The sequence below is a fragment of the Bacillus sp. FSL R7-0672 genome, from assembly GCF_038601465.1.
Classification (GTDB): domain Bacteria; phylum Bacillota; class Bacilli; order Bacillales; family Bacillaceae; genus Bacillus; species Bacillus pumilus.
This window is the reverse complement of record NZ_CP152010.1, coordinates 171,902-189,672: the sequence shown is the minus strand read 5'-3', so window position 1 is coordinate 189,672 and position 17,771 is coordinate 171,902. Positions and strand designations below refer to the sequence as shown.

Sequence of the window (17,771 nt, the reverse complement as noted above, 5' to 3'; positions counted from 1 at the left end):
AAAAATAGTGTAACAAATTTTTGACAGCGTGTTACGCATATCTACCAGTAAAAACCTTAATATATCCTTAAATTTATCCAAAACAAAAAAGAACGGGAACAAGTCCCGCTCTACAATAGCTTTTCGCCCATTAACGATCCAATTAATGCAACAGCTGCTTCGGCTGTTTTATTTTTTTCATCCAAAACCGGATTCACCTCAACAAATTCAGCTGAAGTCAAAATACCGGCTTCTTCTAAAAGCTCCATAGCAAGATGACTCTCCCGGTAGCTAATGCCGCCTGCCACAGGAGTTCCTACACCAGGACACTCGGCTGGATCTAATCCATCTAAATCAAGCGACAGGTGGACACCATCTGTTCTTTCCTTTAAATATGCAATCGCTTCCTCCATCACTCTTGTCATCCCTAAACGATCTATTTCATGCATCGTATACACTTTAATGCCTTTCTCTCTAATCAATGCCCGCTCTCCTTCATCTAAGGATCGAGCACCAATTAAAACAACATTCTCAGGCTTCAATTTTGGAGAATAACCGCCAATGTTCGTCAAATCAGCATGCCCAAGGCCAAGACTGACTGCAAGCGGCATACCATGTATATTTCCAGAAGGAGAAGTTTCCTCTGTATTTAAATCACCGTGAGCATCATACCAAATGACACCTAAGTTTTCATAATGCTTGGATACACCAGCAAGTGTGCCAATGGCAATGCTGTGATCACCGCCTAAAATGAGCGGGAATGAGCCTGATTGCACTATACTGTCAACCTTCTCTGCCAGCAGCTGATTCGCACCAGCATTCTCCGTTAAATTTTTTAGCTTTTCACTTGTATATAAACCTTTTTCATCATCTCTTTGTTCAACCGGAATATCCCCGAGATCCTCCACATCAAATGAAAGCGATTCCAATTTTTCTTTTACGCCTGCACACCGAATCGCACTCGGTCCCATATCGACGCCCCTTCTCATTTGACCCAAATCCATCGGAACCCCGACAAGCGTGACCTTCTTTTGATCTCCCATATGTACATCCCCTTTCCCTTCATGCTTATATTTTACTTTCTCGGTGCCTTCTGACTCAACTCAACAATATTTTGAATAGTTATACATTCCGCCTGCCAGCATAAAAAAAGACACCTTTTTGAAAAAGGTGTCTTAACTGGGCTAGCTGGATTCGAACCAACGCATGACGGAGTCAAAGTCCGTTGCCTTACCGCTTGGCTATAGCCCAAAAATGGTGGAGGGGGGCGGATTCGAACCGCCGAACCCGGAGGGAGCGGATTTACAGTCCGCCGCGTTTAGCCACTTCGCTACCCCTCCACATATGGAATTGATAAAGAAAAAACAGTGCCGGCAAGAGGACTTGAACCCCCAACCTACTGATTACAAGTCAGTTGCTCTACCAGTTGAGCTACACCGGCATATGGTGGAGGATGACGGGCTCGAACCGCCGACCCTCTGCTTGTAAGGCAGATGCTCTCCCAGCTGAGCTAATCCTCCACATCAATGGTGACCCGTACGGGAATCGAACCCGTGTTACCGCCGTGAAAGGGCGGTGTCTTAACCGCTTGACCAACGGGCCAATTTGTCAAGTTTGACTGTTTCCGTGAAGCTGACAAAAATTATTATATACAGGTTGTCCCCCTTTTGTAAAGGGGATTTTTATTTTTTTTATTTTCTAACTATTCACCTTCAATTAGCACCACTTTTTGATTGAAATATAATTTCAATATTTAAATATAATGTTGAAATTTCATATCATACTGAATATACTGAAAATGAAGAAATAAGGAGGAATGTCGCATGCAGCCATCTCAATTGCGTTCTTTGACAACAGAATCAAGAAATCCTAACACAATGGGAATATCACAAGCAAATCCACTCGAAATGCTCCAAATGATTAATGAAGAAGATATGAAGGTCGCTCAAGCAGTCAACCGTGTCCTACCACATGTCAAAACAGCAAGTGACTTCGCCTATGAATCCATCTCAAATGGGGGCAGACTCGTTTATTTAGGAGCCGGGACAAGCGGCAGACTTGGCGTGATGGATGCTGTCGAATGTCCCCCTACCTATAGCGTCTCACCTGATGTGATTGTCGGCATCATGGCAGGCGGAGACTCTGCTTTTTCACATGCTGCCGAAGATGTGGAAGACAGTGAAGAAGCCGGCAAACAGGATTTAGTACACATTCACCTGACATCAAAAGATACAATCGTCGGTATCGCCGCCAGCGGTAGGACACCCTACATCATCGGCGCTTTAAACTACGCTAAATCCATCGGCGCAAAAACAGTAGCCCTCAGCTGTAATGAACAAGCAAAAATTAGCGAACTGGCAGACTGCGCCATTGAAGTCATTGTAGGACCAGAAGCCATCACAGGGTCAACACGAATGAAAGCCGCATCCGCTCATAAAATGATTTTAAATATGCTTTCCACCTCTGTCATGATCAGACAAGGGAAAGTATATGAAAACCTGATGGTTGATGTAAAAGTCAGCAATCATAAATTAAAAGAACGCGCCATCACCATCATTCAACATGTGACAAACGCTCCCTACGAACAAGCCGTGAAAACGCTTGAAGCGGCAGACTTAGAAGTCAAAACCGCCATCGTCATGCTTCAAACAAACACAGACAAGAAAACAGCCAAGGATTTACTCAACAAAACGAATGGTCATATCGACAAAGCCATCGCACATCATCAATCCTAAAGGAGGCAGTGCTCATGTCAGCAGGTGGACTCACCCTACTACACACAATGAAAGCAAAGCTCCCCCAATCTGAAAAAATCATTGCAGACTATATCCTTGCCCATCCTGACAAAGTCATTAAGAGCACAGTACACGAAATCAGTCAGGCAGCCGGTGCAAGCAGCTCTGCAGTCATCCGCCTTTGTAAATCTCTCGGGCTAGATGGCTATCACGATTTAAAAATGCGAATCGCTGGAGACTTGATGTATAGCGATAAACAAGGCTACCGTGATATCGAACAAGATGAACCGCTTCAATCCATTATTCAAAAAACAGCAGGAAACTCGATTCAATCGATTAAGGACACCGCTTCTATTTTAAATGCAGAGGCATTAGAAAAAGCTGTTCAATTACTGCTGCGTGCAAATCAAATCCATTTCATCGGCGTCGGTGCATCTGGCATCGTCGCAGCGGATGCCCAGCAGAAATTTCTCAGAATCAATTATGCAGCGACTGCCTTCACTGACATGCACATCGCATCAACGGTCATCGCAAATGCAGGAAAGAATGACATCGTGTTCGGTATTTCCTTTTCAGGAGAAACGTTAGATATCATTCAAGCCCTTCAGCTCGCAAAAGACAATCAAGTGAAGACCATTGCTTTGACGCATCCAGGTCAAACAAGCGTTTCTGCCTTATGTGATGTTCACCTATCGACGTCCGGTTCCAATGAAGCACCTTTTCGCAGTGCAGCCACTTCCTCTAGAATGGCACAGCTCTACTTAATTGATGTCTTGTTCCTCAGCTTAGCTTCCCGTCAATATGAAGAGACGGCGCAATATATTGACAAAACAAGACATGCCATCCGCTCCATGAAACGAAAATCAAAGGGGGATTCAACATGAGTCATCAAACGAAATATCAGCAGTTGGCGAAAGACATTCTTTCTCTCTGTGGTGGTTCTGAAAACATCTCTTCCCATACACATTGTATGACGCGTCTCCGAATTACACCAATTGACAATGAACAAGTTCAGCTCAATGCAATCAAAGAACTCGATGGTGTCATTGGTGTCGTTGAGGCAGAAACGCTGCAAATTATCTTAGGTACTGGTGTTGTCAACCAAGTATCAAGTGCGTTTGAACAACTGCTAAATGCCTCTGACTCGTATGATTTAAACAACGAAGCACAAAAAAACAAGCAAGCCATTTCACAAAAGAACCGCACACCGTTCAAACTGTTCTTACGACGCATTGCCAGCATTTTTATTCCTATCATTCCAGCACTCGTTGCATCAGGTCTTATTACAGGGATTACAAAAGCAATCGTGCAAGCGGGCTGGCTTGATGGAAAGTCTCAAGCAGCGATCATTTTAACCGTTATTGGTTCAGGCTTGTTCGCATATCTCGGTATATTAGTCGGAACAAATGCTGCAAAGGAGTTTGGGGGCTCTCCTGCATTAGGCGCATTAGCTGGTATCCTCATTATTAACCCAGCCTCCGCAGACATTATGCTATTTGGCACAAATATTCTACCAGGCAGAGGCGGGCTTATTGGTGTTCTTCTAGCTGCCATCTTTATGGCGCTTGTGGAAACAAGAATCAGACGATTCGTCCCGCAATCACTTGATATCATCGTCACACCAACCATCACACTACTCATTACAGGCATTTTTACGTACGTTGTCTTCATGCCAGTCGGCGGATTTATATCTGATGCCATTACCTCAGGATTAACTTATCTATTAAATATGGGCGGGATCTTCGCTGGATTTGTTCTTGGTGCGACCTTCCTTCCACTTGTTGTAACAGGACTTCACCAAGGACTGACACCGATTCATATGGAACTCATTAATTCCATAGGAGATGACCCGCTTTTGCCGATTCTCGCTATGGGCGGTGCAGGACAGGTAGGTGCGGCATTCGCCATTTATATGAAAACAAAAAAGAAAAAACTCAAAAGGGCCATCGCGGGTGGACTTCCTTCAGGGATGCTTGGCATTGGTGAACCACTCATTTTCGGTGTCACACTCCCGCTGGGACGACCATTTCTCACCGCTTGTCTTGGCGCTGGAATCGGCGGTGCATTTCAAGCCTACTTCCAAATTGCAACGAAGGCGATTGGTGTATCAGGTCTCCCATTAACCTTTATTGTTCACGCACATCAAATGCTTCTTTACTTAATCGGACTCTTTATTGCATATGTCGCTGGATTTATTTTCACATACTTATTTGGTTTTCATGATGATATGGCTGTTGAATTTGAGGAAAAATAAGCAATAGGAGGGCTAACTCTTGAAGAAATACTTTCTCTTAATGACAAGTCTGCTCATGCTCCTTGGATTACCAGCACAAACATTTGCAACTAGCTCCCATCCTGTATCGTCTTTGTCTAAAACAGCACCTGAAGAATATCCCGTCTTAAAAAAGGCAAAACGACCGGAACAAGTTGGTTTTTCTTCTAGGCAGCTTAGGAAGGTTGATCACATGATTCAAAACGATATCAAAGCAGGATTTCCAGGAGCCGCACTCATCATTATCAAAGACGGAAAAATCGTCCATCAAAAAGCCTATGGCTACAGGCAAAAATACGAAGGCACAACCGAACTCAAATCCTATAAGAAAATGAAAAAGAATACACTGTTCGACTTAGCATCCAACACCAAAATGTATGCGACGAACTATGCCCTGCAAAAGCTTGTCTACGAGAAAAAACTGGATGTGAATGAAAAAATACAAGCCATCCTGCCAGATTTTAAAGATGAACCAGATGCAAAGGTAACCGGCAAAGATCAGCTCCATGTAAGAGATCTTCTGACCCATTCTGCCGGACTCCCTTCCAGTGTCTTATTTTATAGCAAAGAAGCAGCCGGCACCTTTTATTCTCAAGATAGAAAGACAACGATGAAATGGCTGCCGAAGGTGCCTCTGCAATACAAACCAGGCACCCAGCACATTTATAGTGACATTGATTACATGCTGTTAGGCATGATCATTGAGAAAAAAACAGGTATGCCTCTTGATCAATATGTAGAGTCGACAATCTATCGGCCGCTAGGTCTCAAACACACAATGTTCAATCCACTGCAAAAAGGATTTAAGCCGAAGCATTTTGCAGCAACCGAACGTTTAGGTAATTCGCGAGATGGTGTCATTGATTTTGAAAACATTCGCAGGTACACCCTGCTAGGCAAAGTCCATGATGAAAAAGCATTTTACTCAATGGCAGGAATCTCTGGTCATGCTGGACTTTTCTCTAACATATCAGACATGGCCGTGCTGCTCCAGCTCATGCTGAACAAAGGAGGCTATGGAAAAACCACCATCTTTGATCAAGCTTCTATCGATCTCTTTACAGCCTCTTCTGATACAAACCCAACATACGGGCTAGGCTGGCGTAAAAACGGTCATACTGACATGGAATGGATGTTTGGAAAATATGCAAGTAACGAAGCCTATGGGCATACCGGCTGGACCGGAACCATGACATTGATTGATCCAAAACATAATCTAGGTATCGTCTTGCTGACAAATAAGAAACATTCGCCTGTCGTTTCACCTGAAACCAACCCAAATCAATTTGAAGGTGACCTTTTCCCAACTGGCACTTATGGAAGCATCATGACCGCCATCTACGAATCTTTTAAGTAAAAGGAGGAATTCGATGTTAAAAGCACTTTTCCCCGCTGCTTTGGTTTTAGCTCTGCTAACCCCTTCCATTCCAACGGAAAAGGTTAGCCCTGCCCCTCTTCCAACCGCAAAACAAATGGTACAAAACATGTCTTTGGATGAAAAGATAGGTCAAATGCTTATGCCAGACTTTCGTAATTGGCAAACAAAAGATGAATCCGCACCTACAGGCTTAACAAAGATGAATAAAGAAGTATCCCATCTTGTAGAAAAATATCATCTAGGCGGTGTCATCTTATTTGCGGAGAATGTCGTTGATACGAAACAAACCGTCAAACTCACCCATGAATTTCAAAAAGCATCACCAAAGATTCCATTACTCATTTCAATTGATCAAGAAGGTGGAATCGTCACAAGATTACAAAAGGGAACACATTTCCCAGGAAATATGTCGATTGGTGCCTCTAGAAGCAAGAAAAATGCATACGACACAGGCAAAATCATCGGCAAAGAATTAAACGCACTAGGGATCAATACAAACTTCTCTCCTGTGCTAGATGTGAATAATAACCCAAACAACCCCGTCATTGGTGTCCGTTCCTTTAGCTCTGATCCTGCTCTTGTCACTAGGCTTGGCCTTCAAACCATGAAGGGACTTCAAAAGGAGAAGACTATTTCGACACTCAAGCATTTCCCGGGACATGGTGATACAGCCGTCGATAGTCACTACGGCTTGCCGCTCGTAGAACATGACCTAGATCGTCTTAAAAAGGTGGAGCTGTATCCGTTTCAACAAGCGATCAACGCTGGTGCGGATATGGTCATGACCGCTCATGTTCAATTTCCTGCCATTGATGATACAACATATAAAAGCAAAAAAGATGGCGAGGACATTATGGTTCCAGCAACCTTATCGAAAAAAGTCATCACACACTTATTAAAAGAAGAGATGGGCTTTCAAGGAGTTGTCGTAACAGACGCCCTAAACATGAAAGCGATTGCAGATAACTTCGGACAGGAAGAAGCCGTAGTGATGGCCATTAAGGCTGGCGTCGACATCGCCCTCATGCCAGCACCAGTCACCTCTCTTAAAACTGAGAAAAACCTTAAGAATGTGTTCAATGCTGTAAAACAGGCAATTGTAAAGAAAGAAATTCCGATGTCTCAAATCAACGAATCTGTTGAAAAAATTCTTCAATTGAAGATCAAACGAGGCATCATTTCTTCCAAAAAACCTATCACCCTTGAGAAAAAAATCAAAAAAGCCACTCAAGTCGTTGGGAAAAAATCGCACCGGAACGCAGAACAAAAAATGGCGCGTGAAGGGATCACCCTGCTTAAAAACAACGATAAGACCCTACCCTTCAAGCCTAAAAAGAATGATAAAATCTTGGTCATGGCACCTTACGAAGATCAAACAAAAGCCATGTCTGTCACAATTGACTCTCTGATCAAACAAAAAAAGATCAAACCTGTACGTATCCAATCATATGCTTTTGCGGATAAGACTTTCAACAAAGAAACAGCCAGACTCATACAAGATGCTGACTATGTGATTACCGGCTCTTACGTTGTCCAAAATGACCCAGCTGTGAATGATGGTGTGATTGATGACAATGTACAGGACCCGAAAAAATGGGCGACTGCATTCCCACGTGCTGTCATGAAAGAAGCTGCAGCACAAAAGAAAAAAATGGTCATCATGAGCCTAAGAAACCCTTACGATGCGGCAAATTTTGAAGAGGCGGATGCCTTACTAGCTGTTTACGGTTTTAAGGGCTACTCAAACGGACAATTCAACCAGCCAAATATTCCTGCTGGGTTAGAAGTCATATTTGGCACTGCATTACCTAAAGGCAAACTGCCTGTAGATATCCCATCTGTCACTCATCCAAATCAAACCCTGTATCCATTCGGCTATGGACTCAACTTGAAAGGGAAACAGATCAAATAGGAGGGATTCTCTTGAAAAAAACAGCAAGCTTCATACTCGCAAGCATTCTCATGATGAGCACATTGACCGCCGCCTCCCCCGCAAACCAAGAACGAACAGATACAAAAGGAAAAAAAGCAACAGTCAAAACTGGGATCGAAACACTACTCTCAGGCAATCTTTCATGGTTAAAAGGGAAAAGGGTCGGCCTCATTACGAACCCAACTGGTATTGATGCAAATATGAAAAGCAGTGTCGATCTCCTATTTGAGCATCCAAATATCAAGCTTACTGCTCTATATGGACCTGAACATGGTGTGCGCGGCGATGCACAGGCAGGAGAAGGCGTCGAATCCTATACCGATGAAAAAACAGGTCTTCCTGTTTACTCTCTCTATGGAAAAACAAGAAAACCAACCCCTGACATGCTCAAAAATGTAGATGTCTTGCTGTTTGATATTCAAGATGTTGGCGCTCGTTATTACACCTATATTTACACGATGGCCTATGCGATGGAGGCTGCGAAAGAAAACAACATTCCCTTTGTTGTCCTAGACCGTCCAAACCCCATTGGCGGACTAAAAGTAGAAGGCCCTGTCTTAGAACCTGAGCACGCTTCATTTGTAGGGCTCTATCCAATACCATTAAGACATGGGATGACCACTGGTGAACTAGCAAAATTCTTTAACAAAGAGTTTCATATCAATGCTGATGTCACAGTCATCAAAATGAAAAATTGGAAGCGTTCCATGACGTTTGATGACACGAAGCTGCCGTTCGTCCTTCCTTCACCTAACATGCCAACAGTGGATAGTACCTTTGTATATCCCGCCACAGGATTAATTGAAGGCACAAATGTCTCTGAAGGCAGAGGAACAACAAAACCGTTCGAGCTCATTGGCGCTCCGTATATCAATAGCAATGAGCTAGCAGATTATTTAAATCAATTAAAACTAAAGGGTGTGAAATTTAGACCCGTATCATTCACCCCCACTTTTTCTAAACATGCTGGGAAGCTATCACACGGTGTGCAGCTATACGTCACAGACCGCTCTTCATTCGAAGCGGTAAAAACAGGGTTATCCATCATCAAAGCCATACATGATTTATATCCAAAAGACTTTCAGTTCCTTCAAACAGGTAGCTTTGATAAACTCATCGGAAATGGTTGGATCAAAGAAGAAATCAATCAAGGTACTTCCGTCAAACACATCATGAAGCGCTACCATCACGACCTCAAATCATTCGAAAAGAAACGGAAGAAATATCTCATCTATTAATTCGCAAAAAGACCTCCATCTCATAAAATGGAGGTCTTTTCATGATAAAGATTTAGTCACAGCAGGCGCTTTCAGCTCAAAACGATTGAGTAAGAAACCAAACAAGGCAGCAAGTACTTGCTGAAACAGCATACCAATCACAACAGGGACAGCAACAGCAGGCGGAAAAAAGCTAATGGCAAGCACAGCTCCGGCACTAATATTTCTCATGCCGCCCGTATACACAATGGCCACAATCTCCCCTTGAGTACATTTCATTACCTTTCCAATCAACCATGCTAAAGCATACCCACTCATCGCAATGAAAAAGACAGTCGCTGCTTTGCTAAAAAATGCAGCATCCAGTTCACGCAAATATGGGGCGACAACAGAACTGTTAATCGATACGACAACAAACAAGCCTAATTTTGAAAAAGGAGCCAAGGTCTGACTAATTGTTTTCGTCACAGATGGCTTTGCATACTGACGAACGAGCATCCCTAAAATAGAGGGCAGCACCACCATACCAAACAGCCCTTTCATGATCGCAACCATGTCCATATGGACCTGTGTACCGACGAAGAGTGACAAGCTTACTGGCACAATCAATGGCGAAAGCAATGTATCAATTAAAATGATAGATAACGTTAACCCGACATTCCCTTTATACATCGCCGCCCATATTAAACTAGACACACCTGTTGGAATCACCATCGCAAGAGTCAAACCGGTGATCGTCATAGAATCGCCCGCAAATATCAAATGCCCCGCTGACCAAGCATAAAGAGGCATCAGCACATGCAAAATCATAAACGATAAAATCAAAGGCAATGGATGCATCACCGTATGCTTTAAAGCTGAAAAAGTAGATGACAAGCTCCCTGAAAATGTCATAATGGCAAATACCCAAGGCACCATAAACGTAAAATCTTTTAAATAGGCCGCCAATAAAACACCAAGTAGCACACTAATAGGCGTAATAAGCGGCATCATCCGGCCGAGCACTTGGTTCAAACGCACAAGCATGCCGGCCACCTCCATCCTTCACTTTCTACCCTTTCTATTGTAACAAACAGAAAAAACTTATGAAGAACCATTCACCTGTTTCACAAGATTTCGACTTGATGTATCCATTCCAACTACGTCTACTTGTACGCCAGCTGCTTGATACTTTTCCTTTACACGTTCTATCGCTGCCACACCCGATTCATCCCATATACGCGCTTCAGATAGATCAATCACAATGGCTTGGAGATCTTTTCCCTGATGGAACGCTTGGATGAAATCAGTCACAGAAGCAAAGAAAATTTGCCCTTTAATTCGATAAATCCAAGTACCTGCTTGGCTTTCTGTAGAGGAAATATGGAGCTTCGATATTTTTGCTACAAAGAATACCGCACTTAGCAGCACACCTGCAAAAACACCTTTTGATAAATCATGAGTTAACACTACCGTCACGACCGTGACAATCATCACAATAGAATCTGTTATCGGATTCTTTCGTAACTGCTGAAAGGAACTCCAATCAAATGTCCCAACGGAGACCATAATCATGACAGCTACAAGAGCAGCCATCGGAATCTGAACAACAACATCACCAAGTATAAAAATGAGAACCATTAAAAAGGCACCCGCTACAAAAGTAGAAAGACGGCCACGCCCGCCTGCCTTCGTATTAATCACTGATTGACCAATCATCGCACAACCAGCCATACCACCAAAGAACCCTGCAACCACATTGGCAATCCCTTGACCTCTCGCTTCCTTGTTCTTACGACTAGACGTCTCCGTCATATCATCAACAATCTGTGCAGTTAAAAGAGACTCAAGTAAACCTACCATCGCTAGCGCTAAAGAATAAGGAAAAATAATAGCAAGTGTCTCCCAGCTAAACGGAACTTGAGGAATCAGAAAAGCAGGCAAAGTACTAGGAAGCTCTCCCATGTCTCCAACTGTTCTCACATCAATATGTCCAAATACAGCAATGATCGTCATGACAATAATCGCAATGAGAGGGGATGGTATCACCTTTACCACCATCGGCAATAAATAAATGATCAGCAAAGCGCCGCCTGTCATTGTATACATGGCCAACGATTCCCCTACGAAATGTGGAAGCTGAGCCATGAAGATCATAATAGCCAACGCATTCACAAAACCAACCATTACGGATTTCGGAATAAACTTCATCAGACGAGACACTCGGCAAAATCCAAACACAATTTGAATCAGACCTGTTAAAATCGTAGCCGCAAACAAGTACTGCAATCCATGATCGGCTACCAAATCAACCATAACCAGAGCCATAGCCCCTGTAGCAGCCGAAATCATACCTGGCCGTCCACCAACAAACGAAATGACAATGGCAATACAAAACGAAGCATACAATCCAATCTTCGGATCAACGCCCGCAATAATCGAAAATGCAATCGCCTCAGGAATTAAAGCCAGAGCCACTAAAATACCCGCCAGCACATCCTGACGCACATGTCCAAACCATTCTTGCTTTACAAATAAATCTTTCAAACCATCTACTCCTTTTTATACACATACCGCACACAGAAAAGAAGATCAATCAAACCTGGAGATGAAGAAAGGAAAATAAACAATGCTTCACTTTCGGGGAAAAAGAGGAACGTACAGAGTCTTTTGTTAGAGAGGATATTGTCTCTTTCGTAGGCATAAAAGGTACTGAAGAATCAAGAACGAAAAAAGGCATAAGTAGAAATCTGATACAAAGCTTCCAAGCAAATTGATTCATTCGTATAGCAAGCTTACTTGTGATCCAACGTGAATTAGTTCGAATATATATGAGAACAAACAAAAAAAGCCTTCTCATCATCGAGAAACCTTACACATTAATCATTATAATTTAGAGGAAAGCTTCCAAGCGGGCTCGAACCGCTGACCTCTTCCTTACCATGGAAGTGCTCTACCTACTGAGCTATGGAAGCATGGCTCCGCAGGTAGGACTCGAACCTACGACCGATCGGTTAACAGCCGATAGCTCTACCACTGAGCTACTGCGGAATGATAAAGTAACTTCTTCCATTGGAAGGATATAAACAAAAAGCTTGGCGGCGTCCTACTCTCACAGGGGGAGACCCCCAACTACCATCGGCGCTGAAGAGCTTAACTTCCGTGTTCGGTATGGGAACGGGTGTGACCTCTTCGCTATCGCCACCAAACCTGATGGAGAGAATGTTCTCTCAAAACTAGATAACAATGTTCAAGCTTCACATTAGAATATAGGTTAAGTCCTCGATCTATTAGTATCTGTCAGCTCCACGTGTCACCACGCTTCCACCTCAGACCTATCAACCTGATCATCTTTCAGGGATCTTACTTCCTTGCGGAATGGGAAATCTCATCTTGAGGGGGGCTTCATGCTTAGATGCTTTCAGCACTTATCCCGTCCGCACATAGCTACCCAGCGATGCCCTTGGCAGAACAACTGGTACACCAGCGGTGCGTCCATCCCGGTCCTCTCGTACTAAGGACAGCTCCTCTCAAATTTCCTGCGCCCGCGACGGATAGGGACCGAACTGTCTCACGACGTTCTGAACCCAGCTCGCGTACCGCTTTAATGGGCGAACAGCCCAACCCTTGGGACCGACTACAGCCCCAGGATGCGATGAGCCGACATCGAGGTGCCAAACCTCCCCGTCGATGTGGACTCTTGGGGGAGATAAGCCTGTTATCCCCGGGGTAGCTTTTATCCGTTGAGCGATGGCCCTTCCATGCGGAACCACCGGATCACTAAGCCCGACTTTCGTCCCTGCTCGACTTGTAGGTCTCGCAGTCAAGCTCCCTTGTGCCTTTACACTCTGCGAATGATTTCCAACCATTCTGAGGGAACCTTTGGGCGCCTCCGTTACATTTTAGGAGGCGACCGCCCCAGTCAAACTGCCCACCTGACACTGTCTCCCTGCCCGATAAGGGCAGCGGGTTAGAAGGTCAATACAGCCAGGGTAGTATCCCACCGATGCCTCCACCGAAGCTAGCGCTCCGGTTTCCAAGGCTCCTACCTATCCTGTACAAGCTGTACCAACATTCAATATCAGGCTGCAGTAAAGCTCCACGGGGTCTTTCCGTCCTGTCGCGGGTAACCTGCATCTTCACAGGTACTATAATTTCACCGAGTCTCTCGTTGAGACAGTGCCCAGATCGTTGCGCCTTTCGTGCGGGTCGGAACTTACCCGACAAGGAATTTCGCTACCTTAGGACCGTTATAGTTACGGCCGCCGTTTACTGGGGCTTCAATTCGCACCTTCGCTTACGCTAAGCGCTCCTCTTAACCTTCCAGCACCGGGCAGGCGTCAGCCCCTATACTTCGCCTTACGGCTTCGCAGAGACCTGTGTTTTTGCTAAACAGTCGCCTGGGCCTATTCACTGCGGCTTCTCGGGGCTTTAACACCCTAAGAAGCACCCCTTCTCCCGAAGTTACGGGGTCATTTTGCCGAGTTCCTTAACGAGAGTTCTCTCGATCACCTTAGGATTCTCTCCTCGCCTACCTGTGTCGGTTTGCGGTACGGGCACCTCTCACCTCGCTAGAGGCTTTTCTTGGCAGTGTGGAATCAGGAACTTCGCTACTAAATTTCGCTCGCCATCACAGCTCAGCCTTCACGGGAAACGGATTTGCCTATTTCCCAGCCTAACTGCTTGGACGCGGATATCCAATACCGCGCTTACCCTATCCTCCTGCGTCCCCCCATTGCTCAAATGGTGAGGAGGTGGTACAGGAATATCAACCTGTTGTCCATCGCCTACGCCTTTCGGCCTCGGCTTAGGTCCCGACTAACCCTGAGCGGACGAGCCTTCCTCAGGAAACCTTAGGCATTCGGTGGACGGGATTCTCACCCGTCTTTCGCTACTCATACCGGCATTCTCACTTCTAAGCGCTCCACCAGTCCTTCCGGTCTGACTTCACAGCACTTAGAACGCTCTCCTACCACTGTTCGTAAGAACAGTCCGCAGCTTCGGTGATACGTTTAGCCCCGGTACATTTTCGGCGCAGAGTCACTCGACCAGTGAGCTATTACGCACTCTTTAAATGGTGGCTGCTTCTAAGCCAACATCCTGGTTGTCTAAGCAACTCCACATCCTTTTCCACTTAACGTATACTTTGGGACCTTAGCTGGCGGTCTGGGCTGTTTCCCTTTCGACTACGGATCTTATCACTCGCAGTCTGACTCCCAAGGATAAGTCATCGGCATTCGGAGTTTGACTGAATTCGGTAACCCGGTAGGGGCCCCTAGTCCAATCAGTGCTCTACCTCCGAGACTCTTACCTTGAGGCTAGCCCTAAAGCTATTTCGGAGAGAACCAGCTATCTCCAGGTTCGATTGGCATTTCACCCCTACCCACACCTCATCCCCGCACTTTTCAACGTGCGTGGGTTCGGGCCTCCATTCAGTGTTACCTGAACTTCACCCTGGACATGGGTAGATCACCTGGTTTCGGGTCTACGACCACGTACTCATGCGCCCTATTCAGACTCGCTTTCGCTGCGGCTCCGCATCTTCTGCTTAACCTTGCACGGGATCGTAACTCGCCGGTTCATTCTACAAAAGGCACGCCATCACCCTTTAACGGGCTCTGACTACTTGTAGGCACACGGTTTCAGGATCTATTTCACTCCCCTTCCGGGGTGCTTTTCACCTTTCCCTCACGGTACTGGTTCACTATCGGTCACTAGGGAGTATTTAGCCTTGGGAGATGGTCCTCCCGGATTCCGACGGAATTTCACGTGTTCCGCCGTACTCAGGATCCACTCTGGAGAGAACAACATTTCAGTTACAGGGCTGTTACCTTCTTTGGCGGGCCTTTCCAGACCTCTTCGCTTATATCGTTCCTTTGTAACTCCGTATAGAGTGTCCTACAACCCCAAGAGGCAAGCCTCTTGGTTTGGGCTGTTCCCGTTTCGCTCGCCGCTACTCAGGGAATCGCATTTGCTTTCTCTTCCTCCGGGTACTTAGATGTTTCAGTTCCCCGGGTATGCCTTCTCATACTCTATGTATTCAAGTATGGATACTACTCCATTACGAGCAGTGGGTTTCCCCATTCGGAAATCTCCGGATCAAAGCTTGCTTACAGCTCCCCGAAGCATATCGGTGTTCGTCCCGTCCTTCATCGGCTCCTAGTGCCAAGGCATCCACCGTGCGCCCTTTCTAACTTAACCATTTCTTACTTTAGAAAGAATCACTATGTGTGATGAACTTTGCATTGCATTCAATGTGAATGTATTACTTATTGTTATCTAGTTTTCAAAGAACAATCCTGTCTCGCTAGAGACATGTTTTGAAGGAATGATCCTTCAAAACTAAACAAGACGAAAACGCACGCTGCTCCATATATCCTTAGAAAGGAGGTGATCCAGCCGCACCTTCCGATACGGCTACCTTGTTACGACTTCACCCCAATCATCTGTCCCACCTTCGGCGGCTGGCTCCATAAAGGTTACCTCACCGACTTCGGGTGTTACAAACTCTCGTGGTGTGACGGGCGGTGTGTACAAGGCCCGGGAACGTATTCACCGCGGCATGCTGATCCGCGATTACTAGCGATTCCAGCTTCACGCAGTCGAGTTGCAGACTGCGATCCGAACTGAGAACAGATTTATGGGATTGGCTAAACCTTGCGGTCTCGCAGCCCTTTGTTCTGTCCATTGTAGCACGTGTGTAGCCCAGGTCATAAGGGGCATGATGATTTGACGTCATCCCCACCTTCCTCCGGTTTGTCACCGGCAGTCACCTTAGAGTGCCCAACTAAATGCTGGCAACTAAGATCAAGGGTTGCGCTCGTTGCGGGACTTAACCCAACATCTCACGACACGAGCTGACGACAACCATGCACCACCTGTCACTCTGTCCCCGAAGGGAAAGCCCTATCTCTAGGGTTGTCAGAGGATGTCAAGACCTGGTAAGGTTCTTCGCGTTGCTTCGAATTAAACCACATGCTCCACCGCTTGTGCGGGCCCCCGTCAATTCCTTTGAGTTTCAGTCTTGCGACCGTACTCCCCAGGCGGAGTGCTTAATGCGTTAGCTGCAGCACTAAGGGGCGGAAACCCCCTAACACTTAGCACTCATCGTTTACGGCGTGGACTACCAGGGTATCTAATCCTGTTCGCTCCCCACGCTTTCGCTCCTCAGCGTCAGTTACAGACCAGAGAGTCGCCTTCGCCACTGGTGTTCCTCCACATCTCTACGCATTTCACCGCTACACGTGGAATTCCACTCTCCTCTTCTGCACTCAAGTTTCCCAGTTTCCAATGACCCTCCCCGGTTGAGCCGGGGGCTTTCACATCAGACTTAAGAAACCGCCTGCGAGCCCTTTACGCCCAATAATTCCGGACAACGCTTGCCACCTACGTATTACCGCGGCTGCTGGCACGTAGTTAGCCGTGGCTTTCTGGTTAGGTACCGTCAAGGTGCGAGCAGTTACTCTCGCACTTGTTCTTCCCTAACAACAGAGCTTTACGATCCGAAAACCTTCATCACTCACGCGGCGTTGCTCCGTCAGACTTTCGTCCATTGCGGAAGATTCCCTACTGCTGCCTCCCGTAGGAGTCTGGGCCGTGTCTCAGTCCCAGTGTGGCCGATCACCCTCTCAGGTCGGCTACGCATCGTCGCCTTGGTGAGCCATTACCCCACCAACTAGCTAATGCGCCGCGGGTCCATCTGTAAGTGACAGCCGAAACCGTCTTTCATCCTTGAACCATGCGGTTCAAGGAACTATCCGGTATTAGCTCCGGTTTCCCGGAGTTATCCCAGTCTTACAGGCAGGTTACCCACGTGTTACTCACCCGTCCGCCGCTAACATCCGGGAGCAAGCTCCCTTCTGTTCGCTCGACTTGCATGTATTAGGCACGCCGCCAGCGTTCGTCCTGAGCCAGGATCAAACTCTCCGAAAAAGTACAAAACCGAAGTTTTGTTTTTCGTCAGCGTTTGACTGACTACCTATGATATAACATAGGATTTTTTTATAAAACTCGAATTAACAGGTACGTTTTGTCTTGTTTAGTTTTCAAAGATCATCTTCGCCGTTCTTAGCGGCTTTAATAATGTAACATTTTGCTTCATCTTATGTCAACAACTTTTTTTAAGTTTATTTCCCGAAGCGTTTTGTCTTTGTCACCGTGTGTCAGCGACGATTAATAATATATCACGAAAACTTTCTATTGGTCAACGCCTTTTCAAAACTTTTTTTGAAATAGTTTTATTGTGCATCTCAAACCCTTGTCCTGCATACAATCAAGT

General features: G+C 45.6%; 9 protein-coding genes, 7 tRNA genes and 3 rRNA genes. 6 read left to right on the top strand and 13 right to left on the bottom strand.

Going from position 1 to position 17,771, the window contains the following annotated elements; translation table 11 throughout:
* Window positions 1-110 precede the first annotated feature (110 nt).
* The 6 genes from rocF to MKY18_RS01045 form a co-directional block, all read right to left on the bottom strand.
* Window positions 111-1,022, bottom strand: a complete 912-nt coding sequence (gene rocF / locus MKY18_RS01070; protein ID WP_065097737.1) for an arginase — start codon at window positions 1,020-1,022, stop codon at window positions 111-113.
* Window positions 1,023-1,158: 136 nt separating this feature from the next.
* Window positions 1,159-1,230 (bottom strand) — tRNA-Gln (locus MKY18_RS01065).
* A 4-nt stretch (window positions 1,231-1,234) separates the two neighbouring features.
* Window positions 1,235-1,319, bottom strand: a tRNA-Tyr gene (locus MKY18_RS01060).
* 28 nt (window positions 1,320-1,347) lie between these two features.
* A tRNA-Thr gene (locus tag MKY18_RS01055) sits at window positions 1,348-1,420 on the bottom strand.
* A 3-nt stretch (window positions 1,421-1,423) separates the two neighbouring features.
* Window positions 1,424-1,499 (bottom strand) — tRNA-Val (locus MKY18_RS01050).
* Between the two features lie 7 nt (window positions 1,500-1,506).
* Window positions 1,507-1,581 (bottom strand) — tRNA-Glu (locus MKY18_RS01045).
* A gap of 221 nt (window positions 1,582-1,802) precedes the next feature.
* On the opposite strand from MKY18_RS01045, the gene murQ reads away from it, so the two are divergent.
* From murQ to MKY18_RS01015, 6 genes are read left to right on the top strand one after another with little or no spacing between them, the layout of a single operon-like run.
* On the top strand, window positions 1,803-2,714 hold the full coding sequence (gene murQ, locus MKY18_RS01040) for an N-acetylmuramic acid 6-phosphate etherase (protein WP_065097738.1): 912 nt from the start codon (window positions 1,803-1,805) through the stop codon (window positions 2,712-2,714).
* 14 nt (window positions 2,715-2,728) lie between these two features.
* The gene (locus MKY18_RS01035) at window positions 2,729-3,598 is read left to right on the top strand and encodes a MurR/RpiR family transcriptional regulator (protein ID WP_065097739.1); all 870 of its coding nucleotides are present in this window, start codon (window positions 2,729-2,731) and stop codon (window positions 3,596-3,598) included.
* The gene (locus MKY18_RS01030) at window positions 3,595-4,968 is read left to right on the top strand and encodes a PTS transporter subunit EIIC (protein WP_126741710.1); all 1,374 of its coding nucleotides are present in this window, start codon (window positions 3,595-3,597) and stop codon (window positions 4,966-4,968) included. Before MKY18_RS01035 ends, MKY18_RS01030 begins: the two co-directional genes overlap by 4 nt.
* Before the next feature lie 19 nt (window positions 4,969-4,987).
* Window positions 4,988-6,343, top strand: coding sequence for a penicillin binding protein PBP4B (gene pbp4b, locus MKY18_RS01025; RefSeq protein ID WP_185108658.1), 1,356 nt, complete (start codon window positions 4,988-4,990; stop codon window positions 6,341-6,343).
* Window positions 6,344-6,356: 13 nt separating this feature from the next.
* Window positions 6,357-8,276, top strand: a complete 1,920-nt coding sequence (locus MKY18_RS01020; protein ID WP_185108660.1) for a glycoside hydrolase family 3 protein — start codon at window positions 6,357-6,359, stop codon at window positions 8,274-8,276.
* Window positions 8,277-8,287: 11 nt separating this feature from the next.
* Window positions 8,288-9,535: a DUF1343 domain-containing protein gene (locus MKY18_RS01015; RefSeq protein WP_185108662.1), complete on the top strand. Its 1,248-nt coding sequence runs from the start codon at window positions 8,288-8,290 to the stop codon at window positions 9,533-9,535.
* Window positions 9,536-9,574: 39 nt separating this feature from the next.
* On the opposite strand, the gene MKY18_RS01010 is transcribed toward MKY18_RS01015, so the two are convergent.
* From MKY18_RS01010 to MKY18_RS00980, 7 genes are all read right to left on the bottom strand, one after another.
* On the bottom strand, window positions 9,575-10,540 hold the full coding sequence (locus MKY18_RS01010) for a bile acid:sodium symporter family protein (protein ID WP_260406893.1): 966 nt from the start codon (window positions 10,538-10,540) through the stop codon (window positions 9,575-9,577).
* A gap of 57 nt (window positions 10,541-10,597) precedes the next feature.
* Window positions 10,598-12,040 (bottom strand): SulP family inorganic anion transporter, encoded by a 1,443-nt coding sequence (locus MKY18_RS01005; RefSeq protein ID WP_185108667.1) that lies wholly within the window; start codon window positions 12,038-12,040, stop codon window positions 10,598-10,600.
* Between the two features lie 355 nt (window positions 12,041-12,395).
* A tRNA-Thr gene (locus MKY18_RS01000) sits at window positions 12,396-12,468 on the bottom strand.
* A gap of 1 nt (window position 12,469) precedes the next feature.
* Window positions 12,470-12,544: transfer RNA gene (locus tag MKY18_RS00995), tRNA-Asn, on the bottom strand.
* Window positions 12,545-12,586: 42 nt separating this feature from the next.
* Window positions 12,587-12,702, bottom strand: a 5S ribosomal RNA gene (rrf, locus tag MKY18_RS00990).
* Between the two features lie 61 nt (window positions 12,703-12,763).
* Window positions 12,764-15,694 (bottom strand): 23S ribosomal RNA (locus MKY18_RS00985).
* 182 nt (window positions 15,695-15,876) lie between these two features.
* A 16S ribosomal RNA gene (locus MKY18_RS00980) occupies window positions 15,877-17,425 on the bottom strand.
* The 16S, 23S and 5S rRNA genes sit together here with 2 tRNA genes alongside, the layout of an rRNA operon.
* Window positions 17,426-17,771 lie beyond the last annotated feature (346 nt).